Genomic DNA, 22,627 nt, shown 5'->3' on the forward strand with positions numbered 1-22,627 from the left:
ACGAGGACATGTCCGTCACGTCCGCCCCGACAGAGCAGCTCCCCGGCAGCCCGGCGACACAGGGCAACCGGATCGGCGGGGGCCTGCTCGACCCCAAGCAGCTCGTCCGGTCCCTGCCGGACGCCGTACGCAAGCTCAACCCGGCCACCCTGTGGCGCAACCCGGTGATGCTGATCGTGGAGGTCGGCGCGGCCTTCACCACCGTCCTGGCGGTGACCGACCCGTCGGTGTTCGCCTGGGCGATCACCGTCTGGCTGTGGCTGACCGTGGTCTTCGCCAACCTGGCCGAGGCGGTCGCCGAGGGCCGGGGCAAGGCCCAGGCCGCGACGCTGCGGCAGGCCAAGCAGGACACCATCGCCACCCGGCTGATCGACTGGAAGCCCGGCGCGAAGGCCAACACCTACCGCGACGAGGCGGTGCCCGCCCCGCAGTTGCGCCAGGGCGACGTCGTCCTGGTCGAGGCGGGCGGCATCATCCCCGGCGACGGCGACATCGTCGAGGGCATCGCCAGCGTCGACGAGTCGGCCATCACCGGCGAGTCGGCCCCGGTCATCCGGGAGTCCGGCGGTGACCGCAGCGCGGTCACCGGCGGCACGAAGGTGCTCTCCGACCGGATCATCGTGAAGATCACCCAGAAGCCGGGGGAGAGCTTCATCGACCGGATGATCGCCCTGGTCGAGGGCGCCAACCGGCAGAAGACACCGAACGAGATCGCGCTGAACATCCTGCTCGCCGCGCTCACGATCATTTTCCTGCTGGCCGTGGTCACCCTCCAGCCGCTGGCGATCTTCTCCAAGGCGTACCAGGCCGCCGCCCCGGACAGCGGGGCGATCAACGGCGCCGGTGTCACCGGCGTCGTGCTGATCTCGCTGCTGGTCTGCCTGATCCCGACCACCATCGGCGCGCTGCTGTCGGCCATCGGCATCGCCGGCATGGACCGCCTCGTCCAGCGCAACGTCCTGGCCATGAGTGGCCGGGCCGTCGAGGCGGCCGGCGACGTCAACACCCTGCTGCTCGACAAGACCGGCACCATCACGCTGGGCAACCGGCAGGCCGCCGAGTTCGTACCCGTCGAGGGGGTCGACGCCGCGACGGTGGCCGACGCCGCGCAGCTGTCCAGCCTGGCCGACGAGACCCCGGAGGGGCGCTCGGTGGTGGTGCTGGCGAAGAACGAGTTCGGGCTGCGGGAACGCGAGCCCGGCGTGATGCCGCACGCCACCTTCGTGCCGTTCACCGCGCAGACCCGGATGAGCGGCGTCGACCTCATCCCGGACGGCAGCGTGGACGGCGGCGCGGTGGGCACGGCCCGCCGGGTCCGCAAGGGTGCCGCCGCCGCGGTGATGAAGTGGGTACGGGAGAACGGCGGCCACCCGACCGAGCAGGTCGGCGAGATCGTGGACGTGATCAGCGGCACCGGCGGCACCCCGCTGGTCGTCGCCGAGCACGTCGACGGCCAGCCCGCCCGCGCGCTGGGCGTCATCCACCTCAAGGACGTCGTCAAGTCCGGGATGCGGGAGCGGTTCGACGAGATGCGCCGGATGGGCATCCGAACCGTGATGATCACCGGCGACAACCCGCGGACCGCGAAGGCCATCGCCGACGAGGCCGGGGTGGACGACTTCCTGGCCGAGGCGACGCCGGAGGACAAGCTCGCGCTGATCAAGCGGGAGCAGGAGGGTGGCCGGCTGGTCGCGATGACCGGTGACGGCACCAACGACGCGCCGGCGCTCGCCCAGGCCGACGTCGGGGTGGCGATGAACACCGGTACGTCGGCCGCCAAGGAGGCCGGCAACATGGTCGACCTTGACTCCGACCCGACCAAGCTGATCGAGATCGTGGAGATCGGCAAGCAGTTGCTGATCACCCGTGGCGCGCTGACCACGTTCAGCATCGCCAACGACATCGCGAAGTACTTCGCGATCATCCCGGCCATGTTCGCCGGCCTCTACCCGAGCCTGGACGCGCTCAACATCATGCGGCTGTCCAGCCCGGAGTCGGCGATCCTGTCCGCGGTCATCTTCAACGCCCTGGTGATCATCGCGCTGATCCCGCTCGCCCTGCGGGGCGTGCGGTACCGGCCGGCCGCCGCGTCGAAGCTGCTCAGCCGCAACCTCTGGCTCTACGGTCTGGGCGGCATCATCGTGCCGTTCATCGGGATCAAGCTCATCGACCTGCTCATCCAGTTCATCCCGGGGATTTCGTGATGCGCCTACCCACCTGGATCGCCCAACACCTCGCCGCGCTGCGCGCTGTGCTCGTCTTCACCGTGCTGCTCGGCCTGGTCTACCCGCTGGCCCTGGTAGCGGTCGGCAAGCTGCCCGGCCTCAACCACAAGACCGACGGATCGCTGATCTCGTCGGGCGGGACCACGGTCGGCAGCGCGCTGATCGGCCAGTCCTTCACCGACGCGGACGGCAACCCCGTCGCCCGCTACTTCCAGTCCCGCCCGTCGGCGGCCGGCGACGGCTACGACCCCACCTCCACCTCGGCCAGCAACCTGGGCCCGGAGAGCGTGGTCGACACCATCGCCACCGACCCGGAGGAGTCCAGCGAGAGCCTGCTCACCCAGGTGTGCGGGCGCAGCAAGGAGGTCGGCGAGCTGAACGGCGTCGACGGCCGGCGTCCCTTCTGCACCACCGACGGGGTGGGCGCGGTGCTCGCGGTCTTCCGCGCCGACGGCCTGACCGGCAAGGTCACCCGGGTGGTCAGCGTCAACCAGGCCGCCCCGGCCACCCCGTTCGTGACCTCGTACGAGGGTGTCGCGGTGGAGCTGGCCCAGCCGGGCGAGGACTACGTGGCCGACGGCGGGGTCATCACCCCGATCCGTGGCGACGCGCCCGCCAAGCCGGCGGTGCCCGCCGACGCGGTCACCGCCAGCGCCAGCGGTCTCGACCCGCAGATCAGCCCGGCGTACGCCGAGCTGCAGGTCAACCGGGTCGCGCGGGAGCGCGGCGCGGACCCGGCGGCGGTCCGCAAGCTCGTCAAGGAGCACACCGACGGTCGCGGGCTCGGCTTCATGGGTGAGCCCGGGGTCAACGTGCTGGAGCTCAACCTCGCCCTCGACAAGCAGTTCGCCGCACGCTGAGCACACTCGCAGACGGGGCCGTGCCGACCGGGCGCGGCCCCGCCGGCCGATCTGACCAGGGAGGATGGTTCCCGTGCCACGCGGAGAACTGCGCATCTATCTCGGAGCCGCCCCCGGCGTCGGTAAGACGTACGCCATGTTGGAGGAGGCCCAGCGGCGTGCCGCGCGCGGCACCGACGTGGTGATCGGCTTCGTGGAGACCCACGGCCGGCAGCACACCGCGGCCATGCTCGGCGACCTGGAGCAGGTGCCCCGCCGCGCGATGACGTACCGGGGCGCCGAGTTCACCGAGATGGACGTGGACGCCGTGCTGGCCCGCCGGCCGGAGATCGCGGTGGTCGACGAGCTGGCGCACACCAACGTGCCCGGCTCCCGGCACGACAAGCGCTGGCAGGACGTCCAGGAGCTGCTCGACGCGGGCATCGACGTGCTGTCCACGGTCAACGTGCAGCACCTTGAGTCGGTCAACGACGTCGTCGCGCAGATCACCGGCACCACCCAGCGGGAGACCGTGCCGGACGAGATCGTCCGCGCCGCCGAGCAGGTCGAGCTTGTCGACATGACCCCGGAGGCGCTGCGGCGGCGGATGGCGCACGGCAACATCTACCGACCCGACAAGATCGACGCCGCGTTGGGCAACTACTTCCGGGTCGGCAACCTCACCGCGCTGCGCGAGCTGGCGCTGCTCTGGCTGGCCGACAAGGTCGACGAGCAGCTCGACCGGTACCGCAGCCAGCAGGGCATCGCGGCCACCTGGGAGGCCCGGGAACGCGTCGTGGTGGCGCTGACCGGAGGCCCGGAGGGCGAGACACTGATCCGCCGCGCGGCCCGGGTCGCGGCCCGCAGCAAGGGCGCCGACCTGCTCGCCGTGCACGTGGCCCGCAGCGACGGCCTGGCCGGCGCCGACCCGGCACAGTTGGCCCGCCAACGGGTCCTCGTCGAGAGCCTGGGCGGCACGTACCACCAGGTGCTCGGCACCGACGTGCCGGCCGCGCTGCTGGACTTCGCGCAGGGCGTGAACGCCACCCAGCTGGTGCTCGGCGCCAGCCGGCGGGGCCGCCTCGCGCAGATCTTCGCCCGGGGTGTCGGGGTGACCACCACCGCGCTGTCCGGCTCGATCGACGTGCACCTGGTCACCCACAAGCAGGCCGGTAAGGGACGGCGGGCGGCGGCCGTGCCGGCGGCGCTGTCCCGGCGCCGCCGGCTGCTCGGCTTCGGCCTGGCGGTGCTGGGCATGCCGCTGCTCACCCTGCTGCTGAAGACGCTGCCCGACCTGACGTTGACCAACGACATCCTGCTGTTCCTCGCCGGGGTCGTCGGTGTCGCGCTGGTCGGTGGCGTGTGGCCGGCGCTGGTCGCCGCGCTCGGCGGCTCGCTGCTGCTCAACTGGTTCTTCACCCCGCCGTACCGGACGCTGACCATCGCCGAGGCCGACAACCTGCTCGCCCTGGCCGTGTTCGTCGCGGTGGCGTTGGCGGTCAGCTGGATCGTCGACGTGGCCGCCCGGCGTACCCGGGAGGCCGCCCGCGCCGCCGCCGACGCGCAGACCCTCGCCGCCGTGGCCGGTGGCGTGCTGCGCGGCGAACGCCCGCTGCCCGCCCTGCTGGACCAGCTCCGGGAGACGTTCGGGCTGCGCGCGGTGAGCGTGCTTGAGCTGGCCGAGGAGGCCGGCGGTCGCCCCGACCGGGCACGCGAGGAGCACGCCTGGTGCGTGGTGGCGAGCGTCGGCGATCAGCCGGCCTGCACACCCGACGGCGGTGAGACGGCGGTGCCCGTCGACGAGCGGATCACCGTCGTACTCAGCGGCCGGCGGTTGGAGGCCGCCGACCGGCGCATCGTCGAGGCGTTCGCCGCCCAGGCCGCCGTCGCGCTGCGCCAGGAGCGCCTCGCCGAGGAGGCCGCCACCGCCCGACCCCTCGCCGCCGCCGACCGGATGCGCACCGCGCTGCTCGCGGCGGTCAGCCACGACCTGCGTACGCCGCTGGCCTCGGCGAAGGCCGCCGTGACCAGTCTGCGCAGCCACGACATCGAGTTCGACGAGTCCGATCGCGAGGAGCTGCTGGAGACCGCCGAGGAGTCGCTGGACCGGCTCGCCCGGCTGGTCGCCAACCTGCTGGACATGAGCCGCCTGCAGGCCGGCGTGCTGGGCATCTCGGCCACCGTGATCGGCTTGGAGGACGCCGTACCCCTGGCCCTGGACGAACTTGGCCCGGCGGCCGCGACCGTCGGCACGGACATCCCGGCCGACCTGCCGGCCGCCGCCGCGGACCCGGGCCTGCTGGAACGGGTGCTGGTCAACATCGTCGCCAACGCGCTGCGGTACAGCCCGCCCGACCAGCCGCCCACCATCACCGCCAGCGCCCACGCCGGTCAGGTGGAGCTGCGGGTCATCGACCGGGGGCCGGGCATCCCGGAGGACCAGTGGGAGCACGTCTTCCTGCCGTTCCAGCGCCTCGGCGACCGGGACAACCAGACCGGCGTCGGTCTCGGGCTCGCCCTGTCCCGGGGGTTGGCGGAGGCGATGGGTGGCAGCATCACCCCGGAGACCACACCCGGTGGTGGCCTCACCATGGTGCTGCGGCTCCCCGCCGCCGCGCAGACCAACTCGGAGGGGCCGTAGGAATGACCCGCATCCTGGTCGTCGACGACGAACCGCAGATCCTGCGCGCCCTGCGGATCAACCTGCGCGCCCGCCGGTACGACGTGGACGTCGCCGGCACCGGGGCCGCCGCGTTGAAGGCCGCCGCCAGTCACCCGCCCGACCTGGTGGTGCTCGACCTCGGCCTGCCCGACATCGACGGCGTGGAGGTGATCCGTGGCCTGCGCGGATGGACCAGCGTGCCGATCATCGTGCTGTCCGGGCGGGCCGGCAGCGAGGACAAGGTCGCCGCGCTCGACGCCGGAGCGGACGACTACGTCACGAAGCCGTTCGGGGTGGAGGAGCTGCTGGCCCGCATCCGCGCCGTCACCCGGCGGCTCGCCGCGCCCAGCGACGCGGTGCCCGCGCTGCGGATCGGCCAGCACACCGTCGACCTGGCCGACCACCGGGTCTGGCGCGACGACGGCGCCGAGGTCAAGCTGACCCCCACCCAGTGGAGTGTGCTGGAGAAGCTGCTGCGCCACCCCGGCAAGCTGGTCAGCCAACGTCAGCTCCTGCAGGACGTGTGGGGGCCGGAATACCAGAACGAGACCAACTACCTGCGGCAGTACCTGGCCCAGCTGCGACGCAAGCTGGAGGATGACCCGGCCCGCCCCCGCCACCTCATCACCGAACCGGGAATGGGCTACCGCTTCCGCCCGTGACCCGTTGACACCCGCCGCCAGAGATTGAAGAATTTCGTTCGCAGCGGCAGCGGCGTGCTTCTGTAACCGTCCCCCTCCGGTTACCCCTCGGGAGCCCGCCGTGTCTGTGCCCCTGTCCCGTCGTCGGCTGCTGACCGCCGGCGGCGCCGGCCTCGTCCTGGCCGGTCTCACCGACCCGTTCCGGGCCGGTCCCGCCCGCGCCGCCGTCACCACCGCCGACCTGGTCGTCTACGGTGCCACCTCCGGTGGGTTGGCCGCCGCGATCACCATGCGCCGGCTGGGCCGCACCGCCGTCGTGGTGGAGCCCACCAGCCACGTCGGTGGGCTGAGCACCGCCGGCCTCGGCACCACCGACACCGGCGTCCAGGCGTCCATCGGCGGGCTCGCCGCCGAGTTCTACCGCCGGGTTTACGTGAAGTACCACGGCGGTACGCTCACGGCGACGTCGCCGCTGCGGATGACCTTCGAACCGCACGTCGCCGCCGAGGTCTTCGCCGACCTGCTGGCCGAGGCGGGCGTTCCGGTGGTCGTCAATGCCCGGCTGGCCAGCCTCGGTCGTAGCGGCAACCGGATCACCGAACTGCGCACCGAGGACGGGTCGGTCTACTCCGGCGGGGTGTTCGTCGACGCCACCTACGAGGGTGACCTGCTGGCCATGGCCGGCGTGGGTTTCACCGTCGGGCGGGAGTCCAACGACACCTACGGCGAGACGATCAACGGGGTGCAGTCGCGCAACACCCACCAGTTCGTCTACCCCGTCGACCCGTACGTGACGGCCGGCTCACCCGCGAGCGGCCTGCTGCCGGGCATCTCCGCCACCCCCCTCGCCCCGCAGGGCAGCGGCGACGACCGGATCCAGGCGTACTGCTTCCGGATGTGCCTGACCCAGGCGGCCAACCGGATCCCGTTCGGCAAGCCGTCCGGCTACGACCCGATCCGATACGAGCTGCTGCTGCGCCACATCCAGGCCGGCTACACCGGGCCGTACTTCACCACCCACTCCGTCGGCGGCGGCAAGACCGACTCCAACAACAACGGGGCGGTGTCCACCGACCACATCGGCTTCAACCACGCGTACCCGACGGCGAGCTGGGCCGCGCGGGAGAGCATCATCGCCGAGCACCGCACGTACCAGCAGGGGCTGATGTGGTTCCTGGCGAACGACCCCCGACTGCCGGCGTCGGTCCGCGACTCGACCGCCCGGTGGGGGCTGCCGGTCGACGAGTTCACCAGCACCGGCGGCTGGCCGCCGCTGCTCTACATCCGCGAGGCCCGCCGGATGGTCTCCGCGTACGTGATGACCGAGGCCGACTGCCGGGGCCGCGTACGGGCCACCGACTCGGTGGGCTTGGCCAGCTACACGATGGACTCGCACAACTGTCAGCGGGTGGTCGTCGACGGCAAGGTCCGCAACGAGGGGGACGTGCAGATCAGCGTGCCCGCGCCGTACCCGGTGAGCTACCGCTCGATCGTGCCGCACCAGGCCCAGTGCGCCAATCTGCTCGTGCCGGTCTGCCTCTCGGCGAGCCACATCGCGTACGGCTCGATCCGGATGGAACCGGTGTTCATGATCCTCGGGCAGGCCGCGGCCACCGCGGCGTCCCTGGCGCTCACCGGGAACCTCGCCGTGCAGGCCGTGCCCGTGCCCACCCTGCAGCACCGGCTGCGGCAGGACGGCGCGGTGCTGGAGTGGGGTTCGACCAGCGAGGTGATCCTGGACAACGCGGCGTCCAGCGGGATCACCCGGGCCGGAACGTGGCTGCGCAGCACCAGCATCGGCGGCTACTACGGCCCGGACTACGAGCACGACGGCAACACCGCCAAGGGCGTCAACCGGTTGCGCTTCCGCCCCACGCTGCCCACCTCCGGCTCGTGGACCGTGCACCTGCGCTGGACCGCCGACCCGAACCGGGCGACCAACGTGCCGGTGGACATCGCGTACTCCGGCGGGGTGACCACCCGGATCGTCGACCAGCGGCAGTCCGGCGGCCAGTGGGTGCCGTTGGGCACCTACCCGTTCACGGCGGGCACCGACGGGAGCGTGCTGATCCGCACCGAGGACACCGACGGCCACGTGATCGCCGACGCGGTGCGCTTCGTCCGCGCCTGACCGGGACGGGGTGCCGGGTCGACCGGGTGCAGAGGCGGTGCGACCAGCAGCGGGTCGACCTGGATCACGTCGATGCCGAGCGGACGGAGCATGCCGCGCAGGGCCGACTCGCACAGCTCCTCCCACGGCTGTTCCGCGCCCATCGCGGCGACCAGCAGATCCGCGCGGGTGAACGCGATGCCCACCCGCTGACCCTGGGGTGAGCGTCCGGTCCGCACCGTCCGCACCATCCGTCCCGGCAGGTCACGCACCGGAACGGCGTAGATTCTCGGGCCCTCGTCCATGGTTGATGTGGTCCTTTCCAAACGTGTCGATCCCGAGGGGGTCAATGACTGAATCGTTCGAGGTCGCGAGAGAAGCGGCGGATCGTCGCGGCCCGCGCCCAGGACGGGGCCGGCACCGCGATGACCGGTACGACGGCACGTTTCACGCAGTACCGGGTCACGTGCCCCCGCGAACGGCCGAAGCGGCCTCGCTCGGGGCTGCCGACGACGAGCAGGTCGGACTCGCGGTCCGCGTGGTCGACCAGCACCTGCCCGGCGTACCCCTGGGCCGCCACCAGTCGCACGGCCACGTCGCCGGGCATCCCACCCAGCGCCGCGTCGAAGACGCCGCGCAGATAGGCCAGGGCGGCCCGGTCGCACTCGTCCTGCCAGTGCCAGGTCAGCGTGCCGGGCCGCCAGGTCGGCGCGAAGACCCACGCGCGGACGGCGTCCACCTGCGCGCCGTCGCGGCGGGCCAACTGCACGGCGCGGCGCAACGCCTGCATCCCGGCGAACGACCGGTCGACGCCCACGATGATCCGGCGGGCAGCGGTGGGGCGGCTCATGCGGCGGACACCCCCCATGCCGGGGCGTCCTCCCGTACGTAGACCGGTGGGGTCAGGTCGAGGGCGCGGAGGATGTGGTGCGCCACCACCACCTCCACGCCGGCGCGCCGGCGCAGGTCGGCCACGGCGCGGTGCAGCACGGTCATGCTGTCGGCGGAGAGCCGCACCATCGCGTCGACGTCGGCGGCGATCCACCAGGCGTCGACGGCGCACGGCTCGTGGCGCAGGTACTCCACCAGGTGGCTGCCGGGCGCGGACGGCCCGAGCCGGACGCTGACCAGCGCCTCATGCCGGCGTTCCGGCCCGCCCGCCCTCGTGACGGGCTCGTCAGGGCTGCTGTCTGTGTCGGCGCCGGGTGGCGGGTTCCCGCGTTCCCAGCGTGTCATCCGCCAAGGACTCATGGACCCATCGTCGCCACCGAACGGCGGCGGAGCGCCCGTCGATACGCCGTTTCGACGGGCCACCGCCCATTCTTGACGCGCCGTTCACGCCGGGCTCAGAACTCGACGCCCACCAACCGCTCGGAGACCCTCCAGAGGCGGGCGGCGTCGTCGGTGTCGCGCGCCGAACGGTAGACGGCCAGCTCGGTCGGTCTGCCGGTGAACTGCCCCAGGCCGTCCGGGCCGTAGAACCGGCCGCCCCGGGCCTGCGGGCTGGTGGCCGCGTAGAGGGCGGGCAGCAGCCCGGCGTCCACCGAGTGCACGAGGATGCCCCAGCCGCCGGCCCGACTGCGCCGGTCGAGTTCCAGCCCGAAGTGCAGGGTGGCCAGCTTCGACGCGAGGTCCAACTGCCGGGTCGACACGACGGCGTCCGGCGCGGCGGCCCGGACGGTCTGCAGCGCGGCGGTGCCCTTGGCCGGATTGCGGACCGGCAGCACCACCTCGGCACCGGCCCGCGCCAGCCGCGTGGCCAGGCCGAGGCCCAGCCCGTCGCTGCCGCCGGTCACCACGGCGAGCTTTCCAGTCAGGTCCGGAACGGTCAGGTCGAGCATGGCAACTCCCCGGTCAACGATGTCCCTCATCGGTCGCGGACAACACTGGGCCGGCCGCCGACCGTTGCCCAGGGTGGCCTTGTCCAGGGATCGGCGGTCCCGGTCTGGCGGACCGTTGTCGGGCCCGCCGGCGTGGCGAGTAACGTTCCGGACGGACCAAGATCGGCGTACGAGGAGGCCCGGTGCAGACGACGACGGTGGACATCCCGACCAGCGACGGCGTGGCGGACGCCTGCCTGACCAGACCGGACGGGGACGGCCCGTTCCCGGCCGTGCTGCTCTTCATGGACGCCTTCGGGCCACGCCCGCGCCTGGTGGAGATGGCGGAGCGGATCGCCGCCCGGGGCTACCTGGTGCTGACGCCGCACCTGTTCTACCGGGCCGGCCGGGCGCCCCTGTTCGACCTGTCCCGACTCGCCGAGGCCGACCAGCGGGGCGCGATCTTCGAGAAGATCATGCCGCTGATCGGCGCGTTGACCGCCGACGTCATCAGCCGGGACACCGCCGCGTACCTCGAGTTCCTGGCCGCCCGCGACGACGTCCGGTCGGGCCCGGTGGCGATCACCGGCTACTGCATGGGCGGCACGAACGCGCTGCGGGCCATCGAGGCGCACCCGGACCGGATCGCCGCGGCGGCGAGTTTCCACGGCGGGCGGATTGTCACCGACGCGCCGGACAGCCCTCACCTGGGCGTCGGCTCGATCATCGGCGAGGTGTACTTCGGCCACGCCGACGCCGACCAGTCGATGACGCCCGAGCAGATCGCCACGCTGGAGAAGGCACTCGACGCCGCCGGCGTGCGGTACCGCTCCGAGGTGTACGCGGGAGCGCACCACGGCTACACCATGTCCGACACCCCGGCGTACGACGAGCAGGCCACCGAACGCCACTGGGCCGCCCTGTTCGATCTGCTGGACCGCACCCTGCCGGTCGGCTGAGGCCGCGGGACCTGTCCCGGGCCGGTCGTCAGCCGAGGCCGCCCGGGGCGTCGAGGTCGTTGCGGGGCCGACCGGGTGTACGGGTGGTCACGCTGAACCGGCCGTCGGCCTCCATCCGCACCTCGCGGACCTGGGAGAGGTCGACGACGCCCTGCTCGCGCAGCAGGGTGTGCAGCTCCTCGTTGGTGATCAGCTCCCGGCGCATGTTGGCCCGCATGACCCGCCCGTCCCGCACCAGCACCAGCGACCCGGGTCGGATCAGCCGCGCGGCGGCCTGCCAGCGGTAGGCGACGGCGTTCAGCAGGTACGACCAACCGATGATCACCCCGACCAACAGCACCCCGTCGGTGACCGAGGTGTAGCCGCCGGACATGCCGTTTTGGGCGGCGTCCGCGAGCAGCACGATGACCAGCAGGTCGGTGACGCCGGTGGTGCCGCTCTCCCGCTTGAGGATGACCCGCAGGAGGGTGAACAGCGCGAGGTACATGACGCTGCCCCGGACCACGATCTCCAATAGCGGGGTGTCCGGGACGAACACCTCATGCCAGTCGGCCACCCGAGGGGCTACCCACCACCCGACCAGCCATGCCTACCGGTCAGCGGCGCAGGAGCACCGGGCCGGCGTCGATGCGGGTGCGGAACAGCCCGTACGGCTTACGCCGCAGATCCTTGCCACCCTGGTACTGCGCCTGCCGGTGCAGTTGGTTGGCGGTGACGTAGAGGTACCCGTCGGTGGCCACCGACATGGTGTCCGGCCAGAGCAACCGAGGGTCGTGGACGAGGGTCTCGTACTCGCCGTTCGGCAGCCGCCGCAGCACCGCGTTGTGCTCGTACGAGGTGAGGTAGAGGCGCCCCGCGTCGTCGGACTCCAACCCGTCCGACCCGGTGGCCTTGTCCCCCTCGTCGACGACCGTCGCCGCCACCGCCTCCTGCGTGACCGACGGGTCGGCCAGCGCCTCGGCGGACACGCTGTGCAGGCGTCGGGAAATCAGTGGGGAGTAGTACAGCCGGCTGCCGTCGGCCGAGATGGCGATGCCGTCGGAGCCCATTGCCAGCGGCTTCGGCGGCCCGTCCGGCGGTCGGGACAGGAGTGGCCGGCCCTCGACGAACGGGCGGTAGTTCTTCAACGGCTCCGCCTTGGTGGACGGGTGGTCGTGCAGCCGCCGCCAGGAGGCTCCGCTGGCCAGGTCCACCACGATGATCCCGTTCGGCCCGGAGTCCGTCGAGTCGGTGAGGTACGCGACCCCCGACTCGCCCCGCCGCAGGTCGAAGCGGACGTCGTTGATGTACGTCGACGCGGGTGCCACGTCCCTCGGGAAGGTGATCACCTGGGCGACCGTGTCGGTGTCCAGGTCGATCCGGACCAGCTTTGGCCCACCCGGCTTCGTCGGCTGGAACTTCGGGCTGCCGGTGTCCACCACCCAGAGCCGGTCCGCCGGGTCCACCACGATGCTCTGCACCGAGACGAACGCCCCCGCGTCGTCGTCGCCGGACGGTTCGTTCCACGCCTGGTCGGGGTAGGGCACCTCGCGGCCGTCGCGCAGTTCGACGACGGTGGCCGGCACGTCGTCGCCCCACCTCGGGAAGTTGATGAAGATCCGGCCCTGGTGCGAGACGCTCACCCCGGTCGGCATCGGGCCGGTGAACGTGTGCACCAGCTCCAGCTCCCCGACCGGCTCGTCGCCGACCGGCCCGTTCATGACGCCCGCCCCACGGTGCTCATCGTCTCGCCCCTCTGCCGGTTGCCGTCGTGCCGCTATTCCCGCCCCGGCGTCCGGTACGCCTGACGCGTTGGCCGGGACGGTCAGCTGGCCTCGGGTGCGGTGGCGGACGGGGTGGGCAGGCCGGGGACCTCGACGTCCACGGCGAGCAGTGCGCCGTCCGCCGGACCGGCCGACGTCAGCCCCAGGCGGGCGGTGCCGATGAAGAGTCGGCGCAGGTCGGAGCCGCCGAGGCAGATGCCGGCCGGCTGGGCTGCCGGTAGTCGGATCTCCCGGTCGAGGGTGCCGTCCGGCCGGTAACGGCGGACCGCCGAGCCGCCCCAGAGGGCGACCCAGAGGTGGCCCGCCGCGTCGACCGTCATGCCGTCCGGGCCGCCGTCGGCGGGGGCCAGCCGCAGGAACGGCTCCCGCCCGCGCAGGTCACCGGTGCGCGGGTTGACGGTGAACCGGTCGACCTCGCCTCTCGGCGAGTCGGCCAGGTACATCGTGGTGCCGGCGGCGTCGAACGCCGGGCCGTTCGGGATGGTCATGCCGGTGACCGCGGGTACCGGTGCCGCGCCCGGGGTCAGCCGGTACAGCGTGCCGCCGCCGGGCACTCCGGCGTACGTCATGCTGCCGGCCCAGAAGCGGCCGTGCGGGTCGGCGACGGCGTCGTTCATGCGGGTCGGCTCGGGCGCGTCGCCGACCAGGTCGGCGACCGGTCGGGGGTCGCCGGCGGCGGGCAGCAGGGTGACGCCGGTCCCGGCGGCGGCCAGCCAGTCGCCGGGCCGGTCGGTCACCGGGGCGACGGCGCCGAGCGGAACGTCGAGGCGGCGTAGCTCCCGCAGCGGGCCGGGGGTGTCGCCGCCGGTCTCCAGCAGCCGGCCGGCCAGCAGGTCGACGAGGACCAGCCGGCCGTCGACCCAGCGCAGTCCCTCGCCCAGCTCCAACCGGTCGGTGCTCCAGACGGTCAGCTCCATCGCGCTCCTCCAACGATCTCCGACGGCGGCGTCGGCCGCCGCGCCGGTCAGCGGACCGTACCGCCAGGCCCGTGGTCGAGCAGCGTCAGCTCGCTCCGGTCCGGCAGGCCCTCCCAGTCACCCCTGGTGGCGACCGCGAACGCGCCGGTGGTGACGGCCCGGTCCAGCCGGGCCGGCGCGTCGAGGCCGTCCAGCCAGCCGGAGAGCAGCCCGGCTACGAAGGCGTCGCCGGCGCCGACGGTGTCGACCACCGGCACCGTCCGGGCCGGCCGGTGCACCGTGCCGGTCGCGCTGTGGCTGGTCGCTCCGTCGGCACCGTGCTTCACGACGACATCGGTGACGCCGGCTTCGCGCAGTGCCGCGAGGGGTCGGTCGCGTCGGTCAGCACGGCGAGTTCGTCGTCGGAGGCGACGACCAGGTCGATCGAGGGCAGCAGCGGTCGCAGTGCGGCGGCGGCGTCGCTGACCGACCAGAGGCGGTTGTGGTGGTTGACGTCCAGGCTGACGGTGCTGCCCGCCGCTCGGGCACGCCGTACGGCCTCCACCACCGCCTGGTCACGGCAGCGCCCTCATCGGGACCGCGCGGTCGCGTAGGCACCGTCGTCCGGACGCCAGCGTCAGTGATTGACCTGGCGGTGTGGCGTCAGTCGCGGCGGATCAGGCCCGGGCCGGCGGTGATGTCGATGTCGCCGCTCTCGACGTCGTGTCCGGCCGCGCAGCGGATCACGGCACGGACGGGCTCGCCGCAGTTGTGGTGGGTGGCGAGGATGCCGGGGCCGGCCTCGTCGGCGCTCCAGGTGTCGCCCCAGTTGCGCAGCGCCGTGATGACGGGGAGTAGTTCGCGGCCCTTGCGGGTGAGTTGGTACTCGTGGCGGGTGCGCTGCCCGGGCTCCCGGTACGGGATCCGTTCGAGCAGGCCGGCGGCGACCATTTCCTTGAGTCGGGCCGCCATGGCGGGTTCGCCGACCCCGACCCGGCGGACGAAGTCGTCGAAGCGTCGGGTGCCGAGCAGCGCCTCGCGCATGATCAGGATCGTCGACCGGCTGCCCACGATGTCCATCGCCCGTGCGACCGAGCAGTTCGCCATCGACCAGGAGTCGCGGTCGTCCCGTAGGTCCTCCATGCCACCCAGCCTACCTGACTTGCGTTGGAGTTAGCCAGCGTGCTTCACTGGGGAGCTGCTGAGTTGCCAAGATAAAAGCCAGCCTCCATCGACCCGAGGACACCTCGTGACCACTGGCATCACGGCCCCGTCCGGATCCGGACCGGCCGTCACCGCCCGCTCATCCGTCCGTGGCTCCCGCCCGATGACCCTGGTCGCCATGTGCCTGGGCGCGATGATCACGTTCCTGCAGATCACCGCGACGGTCTCCGCCCTGACCACCATCCAGCGCGACCTGCGGGTCGACCCGACCACCGTGATCTGGATCCCCAGCGCCTACACCCTGGTCGTGGCGAGCCTGGTGTTGTCCGCAGCCACCCTGGGCAACCGCTACGGGCGCAGGCGCATGTTCGGCGCGGGTGTCGTCGCGATGATCGTTGGCGGTGCCGTCGTGGCCAGCGCGCCCACCGTCGCCTGGGTGATCGTCGGGCAGTTGATCGCCGGACTCGGCGGGGCCCTGATCCTGCCGAACAGCCTGGCGATCCTCGGCGCGACGTTCACCGACCCGCACCGCCGTACCGAGGTCATCACCGCCTGGTCGGCCGCCTCCGGGATCGGGCTCGCGATCGGGCCGCTCATCGCCGGTACGCTGCTGCGGGACCACCAGTGGCACAGCGTCTACCTGTCGACGATCGTGCTGGGTGTGGTGACCCTCGTCGTCGCCGCGATCGGGGTGGCCGAGTCCCGGCAGAGCGCGGGCCGACTCGACCTCCTCGGCCTGCTGCTCGGCACCCTCGCCATCGCCGCCTCCGTCTACGCCATGATCCAGGGTGGACGCGACGGCTACACCAGCCCAGTCGTGGCCACCGCCTGGATCGTCTCGGCCGCCGCGCTGGTCGCGTTCGTGCTGGTCGAGTTGCGCGCCACCGCGCCGATGCTCGACGTACGGCTGTTCCGGTCGGCGTCGTTCAGCGCCGTCATGGTCGTCGCCGCGGTGTCGCTGTTCGGCTTCACCGGTGTGGCGATCCTGCTCGTCCTGTTCCACGAACGTGCCCAGGCCCTCACCCCGCTGGACACCGGCTGGCGAATGCTGGTGCTCTTCGGCGTGTACGTGCTCGTGGCCTTCGCCGCCGGGCGGACGATCCGGCGCACCGGCTTCAAGGCACCGCTCACCCTCGGCCTGGCCCTCGGCGCGGTGGCCACCTTCGGGCTCGCGGCACAGGGGGCGACCACGACATTCGATCACCGTTGGGCGCTGTTCGCTCTGTTCGGTGCCGCCAGCGGTCTGGTGGTCTCCCCGGCGACGGCGGCGGCGTTGGCCAGCGTCGCGCCCGCCCAGGCCGGCATGGCCTCCGGTGCGGTCAACGCGGCCCGGCAGGTCGGCTCGGTGCTCGGCTCGTCCCTGCTGGGCGCGCTGCTCACCACCACGATGCTGGCCAACCTGCCGGACCGCCTCGCCGCACACCAGGTGCAAGAACCCACCCGATCGGCCGTGCGGGCGGCGGTGGCCGCCGGCGCCACCGGCGACCAGCCGCTGCCCGACCCGGTCCGGTCGGCACTCGCGGAGGCGATGACCACCGGAGTCCAGGCCGGTCTGCGGATCACCGGCATCGTCTTCCTGGTCACCGCCGTCCTCGCGCTCACCCTCATCCGCAACCGCCCGCACCACAACTGAGCCCGGCCGCGCCAGCAACGCCAGCACCGAGCCCGGCCCCGCCAGCGCTAGGCGACGCCGATGGTGTCCAGCTCCTCGATCGCGTCGGCCGGCAGCTTCAGGTCGGCGGCGGCCATGTTCTCCCGCAGGTGCGCCAGGCTCGACGTGCCGGGGATCAGCACGGTGGTGGGGGAGCGCTGGAGCAGCCAGGCGAGGGCGACCTGCTGCGGCGTGGCACCCACCCGGGCGGCCACGTCGTTGAGCGTGTCGGACTGCAGCGGCGTGAACCCGCCGAGCGGGAAGAACGCGGCGAACGCGATGTTCTCCGCCGCGCACCGGTCGACCAGGGCGTCGTCCTGCCGGTTGGCGACGTTGTAGAGGTTCTGCACCGTCACCACGGGCGCGATGGCCTGCGCCTCGGTGAGCTGGTTGAGCGTGACGTTGCTGAGCCCGAGGTGCCGGATCAGACCCTCCTGCCGCAGCTCCGCCAGGGCGGCGAACTGCTCCCCGAGCGGCGCGTCGCCGGTGCCCTCCGCCACGCCGACCCGCAGGTTGACCACGTCGAGGGCATCCAGGCCGAGGTGGTCCAGGTTGTCCCGGACCTGGGCCTTGAGGGCGTCCGGCTCGAGAGACGGGATCCAGGAGCGGTCGGCGCCGCGGCGCGCGCCGACCTTCGTGACCAGGTGCAGATCCTCGGGGTACGGGTGCAGTGCCTCGCGGATCAGCTCGTTGACCACCACGGGCCCGTAGAAGTCGCTGGTGTCGATGTGTCGGACCCCCAGGTCGACCGCCTCGCGGAGCACGGCCAGGGCCTGCTCGCGGTCGCGGGGTGGGCCGTAGACGCCGGGGCCGGCCAACTGCATCGCCCCGTAGCCCATCCGGCTCAGGGTGAGGCCGTCGGCCAGGGTCAGGGCACCGCCGGGAAGGTTCTCGCTCATGTCGTCCTCTGTCCGTGTTCGGAGTGGATACGTGTACGACTGTGCACCGACAACCGGCCGCCCGGCAGGGCGAGATGTTCCTGGTAGTGACACGGCCAGTCACCGCCCGAGGGGGCGGCATACCGTCGAGGGCATGGACGCGACCAATCCGCTCGGCGACTTCCTGCGGGCACGCCGGGAGTAGGTCCGGCCCGAGGACGTCGGGCTCGGCCCGGGCGTGGGGCTGCGCCGGGTGCCCGGCCTGCGCCGGGAGGAGGTGGCGATGCTGGCCGGCATCAGCGCCGACCACTACCTGCGGCTGGAACAGGGTCGTGAGCGGCAGGTGGGTGACCTCGACCTGTACTGCGACAAGCTCGCGGTCGCCGGCGCCGACGGCCAGCTCCTGGTGATCTACCACGCCGAGCCCGGTTCGGAGTCGGCGCGTTCGCTGGCCCTGCTCGGGTCGATCGCCGCCAGTTCGCCGGACGACAGCCCGGTCGGCCTCCACGCCGGTGTTGCGGTCGACAAGGATCATGCTGCGCTCGGCGGGGCACGGTGGTGCTGCGCATCGCGCCCTGACCGGGCTTGACGGCATTAGTTTGTGAGTGCACACTTACAAACATGCGATCGACCGCCGAGGCCCGCCGGGTCACCGTCCTGAACGCCGCCGTGTCGGCGTTCGCGCGCACCGGCTTCCACGCCACGCCGGTCACCGCCGTGGCGGCCGCCGCCGGCATCTCCGAGGCGTACGTGTTCCGGCTCTTCTCCGGCAAGCTCGGGTTGTTCGTGGCGGCCGCCGAGGCGTGCTTCGCACGGATCGCCGAGGCGATCGAGGTCGGAGCGGACCGGGTCGGCGGCACCAGCCCGGAGGAGGTTCTCGACGCGATGGGCGGTGCCTACGCGGAGCTGATCGCCGACCGTGATCTCCTGCTCTTCCAGGTGCAGGCGCAGGCCGTAACGGACATCCCCGAGATCGCCGAGGTGGTGCGGGCCGGCTACCGGCGGGTGGCGACCCTCGTGCAGGGGCGGGCCGGTGCCAGCGACGCGCAGGTCCAGCAGTTCTTCGCGTACGGCCAGCTCTGTCATCTCATCGTCACCGCGGGCCTGGAGCAGGTCCCTGAGCCGTGGGCTCGGGCGCTGACCGCCGGCATCCGTCACCCCTGACCCGACTCCCGAACCGGGCCGCGGAAGCGGCCCATTTCTTCGACCTGCGAAGTGTGTGAGTGCACACTTACAAACAAAGGAGTACTTGATGGCGACCGACCCGATGATCACCGAAGTGGTGCTGCCCGGCGTGGTGGAGCCCGACGGGCTCCAACTCCACCGACGCGCGATGCCCGTCCCCGACCGGCGGCAGGCGCTCGTCGAGGTCGAGGCCACCGGCATTTCGTACGCCGAGCAGTCGATGCGCCGTAACCTCTACCCCGGCCAGCCGAAGTTCCCGTTCGTGCCCGGCTACGACCTGGTCGGCACGGTCCGTTCGGTGGGGCCCGACGGGGACGACTCGCTGATCGGCACCCGGGTCGCGGCGGTCACCAAGACCGGCGCCTGGGCCTCCCACCTGGTGGTCGACGTCGACGACCTGACCCCCGTACCCGCGGATCTGGACCCTGCCGAAGCCGAGACCGTCGTGGTGAACGGTGTGACCGCCCGGCAGCTGCTGCGCGGCGCCGACCTGCGGGCCGGGCAGACCATCCTCGTGCACGGCGCCAACGGCGGCGTCGGGACGGTGCTCGTCCAGCTCGGACGCCACCTCGGTCTGCGGGTCATCGGCACCGCCGCCGCGAAGCATCACGATGCGCTGCGCGAACTCGGCGTCGAACCGCTGGACTACCGCGACCCGGACCTGGCCGTGCGCGTCCGCGAGCTGTCGCCGGGTGGCGTCGACGCCGTCTTCGACCCGGTCGCCGGCCCCGGCGTCCGCACCTCGTACGACCTGCTCGCCCCCGGCGGCAAACTGGTCGTCTACGGCAACGCCTCCGCACTGGGCTCCGCCACATCGATCGTCTGGGTCTTCGTGAAGCTGCTGGCCCGCCTCTACACCTGGAACGCGTTGCCGAACGGGCACCGGGCCGGGTTCTACAACTTCTGGGCCGGCCGCCTGACCCGCCCGACGGCGTTCCGACGTCGCCTGCGTACCGACCTCCGCACCGTGCTCGACCTGCTGCGACAGGGAGTGATCGTGCCGCAGATCGCCGCCCGCTACCCGCTCACCGAGGTGTCCGCCGCGATGGTGTTCGCCGAGACCCGCAGCCGGGCGGGCAAGGTCGTGCTGGAGCCCTGAGCTCCGGCTGTCTCGACGGCATCCTCGATCGGGGCGACATTGCTGGCCGATCTGGGTCGGTCGGGTCGCCGGCCCGTGCGGCCCGCACCGGGAGGGCGTACGGTGAACATGTCGCCCGGGGCCTCCGGTGGCCGCAGATGCCGTCGCCACCAGCCCGTTCGGGGCGTAACCGATCGCCATCCCCATCGCCGTGACGTGTTGTCGTGCTGGTTCGTCGCCGACCACGTCCCCGCCGTGAGATGCACCGGTCATCGCACAGTTCGTGATCGCCGTACGCGCGCACGACCGCACGGCCAACCAGGGGGAGCACCAGATGAGAATCGCCCGAAACAGGATCGTCAGCGCACTTCGCGACCGGGGCCAGCAGGCGCGGGCCGACTGGGTCGAGCGGGAGCTGCCGGAGCGGGTCGACCCGGCCAAGCACTCCGGGCTGCTCGCCACCCTGCACCTCGACCCGGCCGACCTCGCCGACGCGCCATCCCCGTGAGGGTTGCGCTTCTCGGCCCGATCGCCTGGCGTACGCCCCCGCACCACTACGGCCCGTGGGAGCAGGTCACCGGCCTGCTCGCGGAAGGGCTGGTCAGTCGTGGCGTGGACGTGACCCTCTTCGCGACCCTGGACTCCGCCACCTCCGCACAGCTCGACGGCGTCAGCCCCCGGGGGTACGCGGACGACCCGGACATGGACGGCCGGGTGTGGGAGGCGATGCACGTCTCCCACGCGCTGGCCCGCTCGGCGCAGTTCGACCTGCTGCACAGCCACCTCGACTGGCTGCCGCTGGCCTTCGCGGACCACTGTGACGCTCCGCTGCTCACCACCGTGCACGGCTTCTCCGGCGCGGGGATCCTGCCCGCGTACACCCGGGCCCGCTCGTCCTACGTGTCGATCTCGGACGCGGACCGGGCTCCGGACCTCGACTACGTCGCCACCGTGCACCACGGCGTCGACGTGAGCGGGCTGCCGTTCAGCAGCGACGCTGGCCCCGGGCTGGCCGCGTTCGGCCGGATCCACCCCGACAAGGGCACCCACACCGCCATCGAGATCGCCCGCCGCGCCGGTCGCCCCCTGACCATCTGCGGCATCGTCCAGGACGAGCGGTACTTCGCGGAGCAGGTCGCCCCCCACATCGACGGCGACCAGGTCGTCTTCCTCGGCTCGGTCGGTCCGCGACGCCGGGCGGAGGTGCTGGGCGCGAGCGCGGCGCTGCTGCACCCGATCGCCTTCGACGAACCGTTCGGCCTGTCGGTGGTGGAGTCGATGGTCTGCGGCACGCCGGTCGTCGCGTACGCGCGGGGATCGATGCCGGAGGTCGTCGACGACGGGGTGACGGGATTCCTCGTGCACACCGTCGACCAGGCCGTCGACGCGGTGACCCGGGTCGCCACCCTCGACCGGGCCGGATGCCGGGCACGGGCGCGACAGCGCTTCAGCGCCGACCGGATGGTCACCGACTACCTCGCCGTCTACGAGCAGCTCGTCCACGGCTGAACCAACCCGCTGCGCCGGCCACACACGCTGGCCGGCGTGCGCCGTCACCGCGTGAGGCCGCCCCGTACTCCGGTGGCGGCCGACAACCGGAAGGCCCGACGTCGATGCCCAGCTTCGGATTCCTCAGCACTCATCCACCGACCCGGTGTGGACTGGCCACCTTCAACTCCGCCCTCGCCACCCAGCTCACGGCCGACGGCACGCGCGGTGGCATCGTCCGGGTCACCGACCACGGCGACGACCAGCGACCGGTGCCGGGGGTCGTGCACACCTGGTCGGCGCGTACCCCGGCCGGTTGGCGGGACGCCGCGGCCGTCCTGAACACCTTCGACGTGGCGATCGTCCAGCACGAGTACGGCATCTACCCCGGCAACGACGGCGAGGACATCCTGCCGTTGCTGCGTCGGCTCACCGTGCCGAGCATCGTGGTGCTGCACACCGTGCTCCGTCAGCCCTCGGCCCGGCAGAAGTCCCTGCTGGAGCGCATCGTCGCCACCGCCGGCGCGGTCGTCACGATGACCGACACCGCCCGCGACCGGCTGCTCGTCGGCTACGCCGTGCCACCGGCCAAGGTGACGGTGATCCCGCACGGCGCCGCCGAACTCTCCGGAGTGCCCGTCGACCGACGTGCCCGACCGCACCTGCTGACCTGGGGGCTGCTCGGCCCCGGCAAGGGCGTCGAGTGGTCGTTGCGGGCGCTCGCGCGGTTGCAGGACCTGGAGCCGACACCCACCTACACCGTGGCCGGCCGGACCCACCCGAAGGTGATCGAACACCACGGTGAGACGTACCGGGCGGGGCTGCACCAGCTCGGTGCCCAGCTGGGCGTGGCGCATGCCGTGGACTACCAGGACGTCTACCACGACCAGGGGACTCTCGGGCGGCTGATCCGCTCCGCCGACGTGGTCGTGCTGCCCTACGACTCCCGTGAACAGGTCACCTCCGGCGTGCTCATCGAGGCGGTGGCGGCCGGGGTGCCCGTCGTGGCCACGGCGTTCCCGCACGCCGTCGAGCTGCTCACCGGCGGACCGGGTCTGGTCGTACCCCATCAGAACCCGGCGGCGTTGGCCGCGGCGATCCGGCGGGTCCTCACCGAGCCGGGCCTGACCGCGCGGCTGGCCGGCCGCGTGCGGCCGCTCGCGGCACACCTGCGCTGGCCGGCGGTGGCGGCCCGCTACGGCGTCCTCGCCGACCAGCTCATCGAGGTCCGCCCGCCCGCGATCAGCGCGGCGTCGGTGTGACCACGA

The 22,627-nt window shown here is 72.4% G+C and carries 23 protein-coding genes and 1 pseudogene; 13 read left to right on the forward strand and 11 right to left on the reverse strand.

Annotated elements, in window-relative coordinates; genetic code table 11:
- Positions 1–8 precede the first annotated feature (8 nt).
- The 5 genes from kdpB to AB0H52_RS10760 all read left to right on the forward strand — a co-directional run bounded on the left by kdpB (position 9) and on the right by AB0H52_RS10760 (position 8,498).
- The gene (kdpB, locus tag AB0H52_RS10740; protein WP_357946580.1) at positions 9–2,204 is read left to right on the forward strand and encodes a potassium-transporting ATPase subunit KdpB; all 2,196 of its coding nucleotides are present in this window, start codon (positions 9–11) and stop codon (positions 2,202–2,204) included.
- The gene (locus AB0H52_RS10745; RefSeq protein ID WP_357946583.1) at positions 2,204–3,085 is read left to right on the forward strand and encodes a potassium-transporting ATPase subunit C; all 882 of its coding nucleotides are present in this window, start codon (positions 2,204–2,206) and stop codon (positions 3,083–3,085) included. Before kdpB ends, AB0H52_RS10745 begins: the two co-directional genes overlap by 1 nt.
- A 73-nt stretch (positions 3,086–3,158) precedes the next feature.
- The gene (locus AB0H52_RS10750) at positions 3,159–5,705 is read left to right on the forward strand and encodes a DUF4118 domain-containing protein (RefSeq protein ID WP_278124865.1); all 2,547 of its coding nucleotides are present in this window, start codon (positions 3,159–3,161) and stop codon (positions 5,703–5,705) included.
- Positions 5,706–5,707: 2 nt separating this feature from the next.
- Positions 5,708–6,388 (forward strand): response regulator, encoded by a 681-nt coding sequence (locus AB0H52_RS10755; RefSeq protein WP_151490191.1) that lies wholly within the window; start codon positions 5,708–5,710, stop codon positions 6,386–6,388.
- A 100-nt stretch (positions 6,389–6,488) separates the two neighbouring features.
- A complete protein-coding gene (locus tag AB0H52_RS10760) occupies positions 6,489–8,498 on the forward strand; it encodes an FAD-dependent oxidoreductase (RefSeq protein WP_357946586.1) in 2,010 nt (669 codons plus the stop codon).
- Here the strand turns inward: AB0H52_RS10760 and AB0H52_RS10765 are convergent.
- The 4 genes from AB0H52_RS10765 to AB0H52_RS10780 all read right to left on the reverse strand — a co-directional run bounded on the left by AB0H52_RS10765 (position 8,399) and on the right by AB0H52_RS10780 (position 10,318).
- Positions 8,399–8,782, reverse strand: coding sequence for an SAV_915 family protein (locus AB0H52_RS10765; RefSeq protein WP_357946589.1), 384 nt, complete (start codon positions 8,780–8,782; stop codon positions 8,399–8,401). The genes AB0H52_RS10760 and AB0H52_RS10765 overlap by 100 nt on opposite strands.
- Before the next feature lie 41 nt (positions 8,783–8,823).
- Entirely contained in the window at positions 8,824–9,327 is a 504-nt protein-coding gene (locus tag AB0H52_RS10770) for a universal stress protein (RefSeq protein ID WP_278124862.1), read from the reverse strand.
- Positions 9,324–9,728: a hypothetical protein gene (locus AB0H52_RS10775; RefSeq protein ID WP_357946592.1), complete on the reverse strand. Its 405-nt coding sequence runs from the start codon at positions 9,726–9,728 to the stop codon at positions 9,324–9,326. Before AB0H52_RS10775 ends, AB0H52_RS10770 begins: the two co-directional genes overlap by 4 nt.
- Before the next feature lie 95 nt (positions 9,729–9,823).
- Positions 9,824–10,318: an SDR family NAD(P)-dependent oxidoreductase gene (locus AB0H52_RS10780; protein ID WP_151490163.1), complete on the reverse strand. Its 495-nt coding sequence runs from the start codon at positions 10,316–10,318 to the stop codon at positions 9,824–9,826.
- 182 nt (positions 10,319–10,500) lie between these two features.
- On the opposite strand from AB0H52_RS10780, the gene AB0H52_RS10785 reads away from it, so the two are divergent.
- Positions 10,501–11,256 (forward strand): dienelactone hydrolase family protein, encoded by a 756-nt coding sequence (locus AB0H52_RS10785; protein WP_151490161.1) that lies wholly within the window; start codon positions 10,501–10,503, stop codon positions 11,254–11,256.
- Positions 11,257–11,284: 28 nt separating this feature from the next.
- Here AB0H52_RS10785 and AB0H52_RS10790 read toward each other — a convergent pair whose 3' ends face one another.
- From AB0H52_RS10790 to AB0H52_RS10815, 6 genes are all read right to left on the reverse strand, one after another.
- Entirely contained in the window at positions 11,285–11,812 is a 528-nt protein-coding gene (locus AB0H52_RS10790; RefSeq protein WP_151490159.1) for a YetF domain-containing protein, read from the reverse strand.
- 40 nt (positions 11,813–11,852) lie between these two features.
- Positions 11,853–12,956, reverse strand: a complete 1,104-nt coding sequence (locus AB0H52_RS10795) for an L-dopachrome tautomerase-related protein (protein ID WP_151490157.1) — start codon at positions 12,954–12,956, stop codon at positions 11,853–11,855.
- Positions 12,957–13,060: 104 nt separating this feature from the next.
- Positions 13,061–13,936, reverse strand: a complete 876-nt coding sequence (locus AB0H52_RS10800) for an SMP-30/gluconolactonase/LRE family protein (protein ID WP_151490155.1) — start codon at positions 13,934–13,936, stop codon at positions 13,061–13,063.
- 47 nt (positions 13,937–13,983) lie between these two features.
- Positions 13,984–14,262 carry a PfkB family carbohydrate kinase gene (locus AB0H52_RS10805; protein ID WP_255473693.1) on the reverse strand — a complete coding sequence of 93 codons (279 nt, stop codon included), beginning with the start codon at positions 14,260–14,262 and terminating at the stop codon, positions 13,984–13,986.
- The gene (locus tag AB0H52_RS10810; RefSeq protein ID WP_225854521.1) at positions 14,259–14,480 is read right to left on the reverse strand and encodes a hypothetical protein; all 222 of its coding nucleotides are present in this window, start codon (positions 14,478–14,480) and stop codon (positions 14,259–14,261) included. The genes AB0H52_RS10805 and AB0H52_RS10810 overlap by 4 nt, the downstream gene beginning before the upstream one ends.
- A 98-nt stretch (positions 14,481–14,578) precedes the next feature.
- Positions 14,579–15,058 carry a helix-turn-helix domain-containing protein gene (locus AB0H52_RS10815; protein ID WP_151490153.1) on the reverse strand — a complete coding sequence of 160 codons (480 nt, stop codon included), beginning with the start codon at positions 15,056–15,058 and terminating at the stop codon, positions 14,579–14,581.
- Positions 15,059–15,164: 106 nt separating this feature from the next.
- Between AB0H52_RS10815 and AB0H52_RS10820 the strand changes: the two genes are divergently transcribed.
- Positions 15,165–16,712 carry an MFS transporter gene (locus AB0H52_RS10820; protein WP_357946598.1) on the forward strand — a complete coding sequence of 516 codons (1,548 nt, stop codon included), beginning with the start codon at positions 15,165–15,167 and terminating at the stop codon, positions 16,710–16,712.
- Between the two features lie 47 nt (positions 16,713–16,759).
- Here AB0H52_RS10820 and AB0H52_RS10825 read toward each other — a convergent pair whose 3' ends face one another.
- Entirely contained in the window at positions 16,760–17,629 is an 870-nt protein-coding gene (locus AB0H52_RS10825) for an oxidoreductase (RefSeq protein WP_151490151.1), read from the reverse strand.
- Positions 17,630–17,762: 133 nt separating this feature from the next.
- On the opposite strand from AB0H52_RS10825, the pseudogene AB0H52_RS10830 reads away from it, so the two are divergent.
- From AB0H52_RS10830 to AB0H52_RS10855, 6 genes and pseudogenes are all read left to right on the forward strand, one after another.
- Positions 17,763–18,197: pseudogene (locus AB0H52_RS10830) on the forward strand (helix-turn-helix domain-containing protein).
- Between the two features lie 32 nt (positions 18,198–18,229).
- On the forward strand, positions 18,230–18,772 hold the full coding sequence (locus AB0H52_RS10835; RefSeq protein WP_151490149.1) for a TetR/AcrR family transcriptional regulator: 543 nt from the start codon (positions 18,230–18,232) through the stop codon (positions 18,770–18,772).
- Positions 18,773–18,860: 88 nt separating this feature from the next.
- Complete coding sequence (locus tag AB0H52_RS10840) at positions 18,861–19,892, forward strand: medium chain dehydrogenase/reductase family protein (RefSeq protein ID WP_357946602.1); 1,032 nt, start codon at positions 18,861–18,863, stop codon at positions 19,890–19,892.
- A 313-nt stretch (positions 19,893–20,205) separates the two neighbouring features.
- The gene (locus tag AB0H52_RS10845) at positions 20,206–20,379 is read left to right on the forward strand and encodes a hypothetical protein (RefSeq protein ID WP_167627081.1); all 174 of its coding nucleotides are present in this window, start codon (positions 20,206–20,208) and stop codon (positions 20,377–20,379) included.
- Positions 20,376–21,380 carry a glycosyltransferase family 4 protein gene (locus AB0H52_RS10850; RefSeq protein WP_151490145.1) on the forward strand — a complete coding sequence of 335 codons (1,005 nt, stop codon included), beginning with the start codon at positions 20,376–20,378 and terminating at the stop codon, positions 21,378–21,380. The genes AB0H52_RS10845 and AB0H52_RS10850 overlap by 4 nt, the downstream gene beginning before the upstream one ends.
- A gap of 104 nt (positions 21,381–21,484) precedes the next feature.
- A complete protein-coding gene (locus tag AB0H52_RS10855) occupies positions 21,485–22,621 on the forward strand; it encodes a glycosyltransferase (protein ID WP_357946607.1) in 1,137 nt (378 codons plus the stop codon).
- Positions 22,622–22,627: the final 6 nt, after the last annotated feature.

Source organism: Micromonospora sp. NPDC050695 (assembly GCF_040654415.1).
Lineage (GTDB): Bacteria > Actinomycetota > Actinomycetes > Mycobacteriales > Micromonosporaceae > Micromonospora.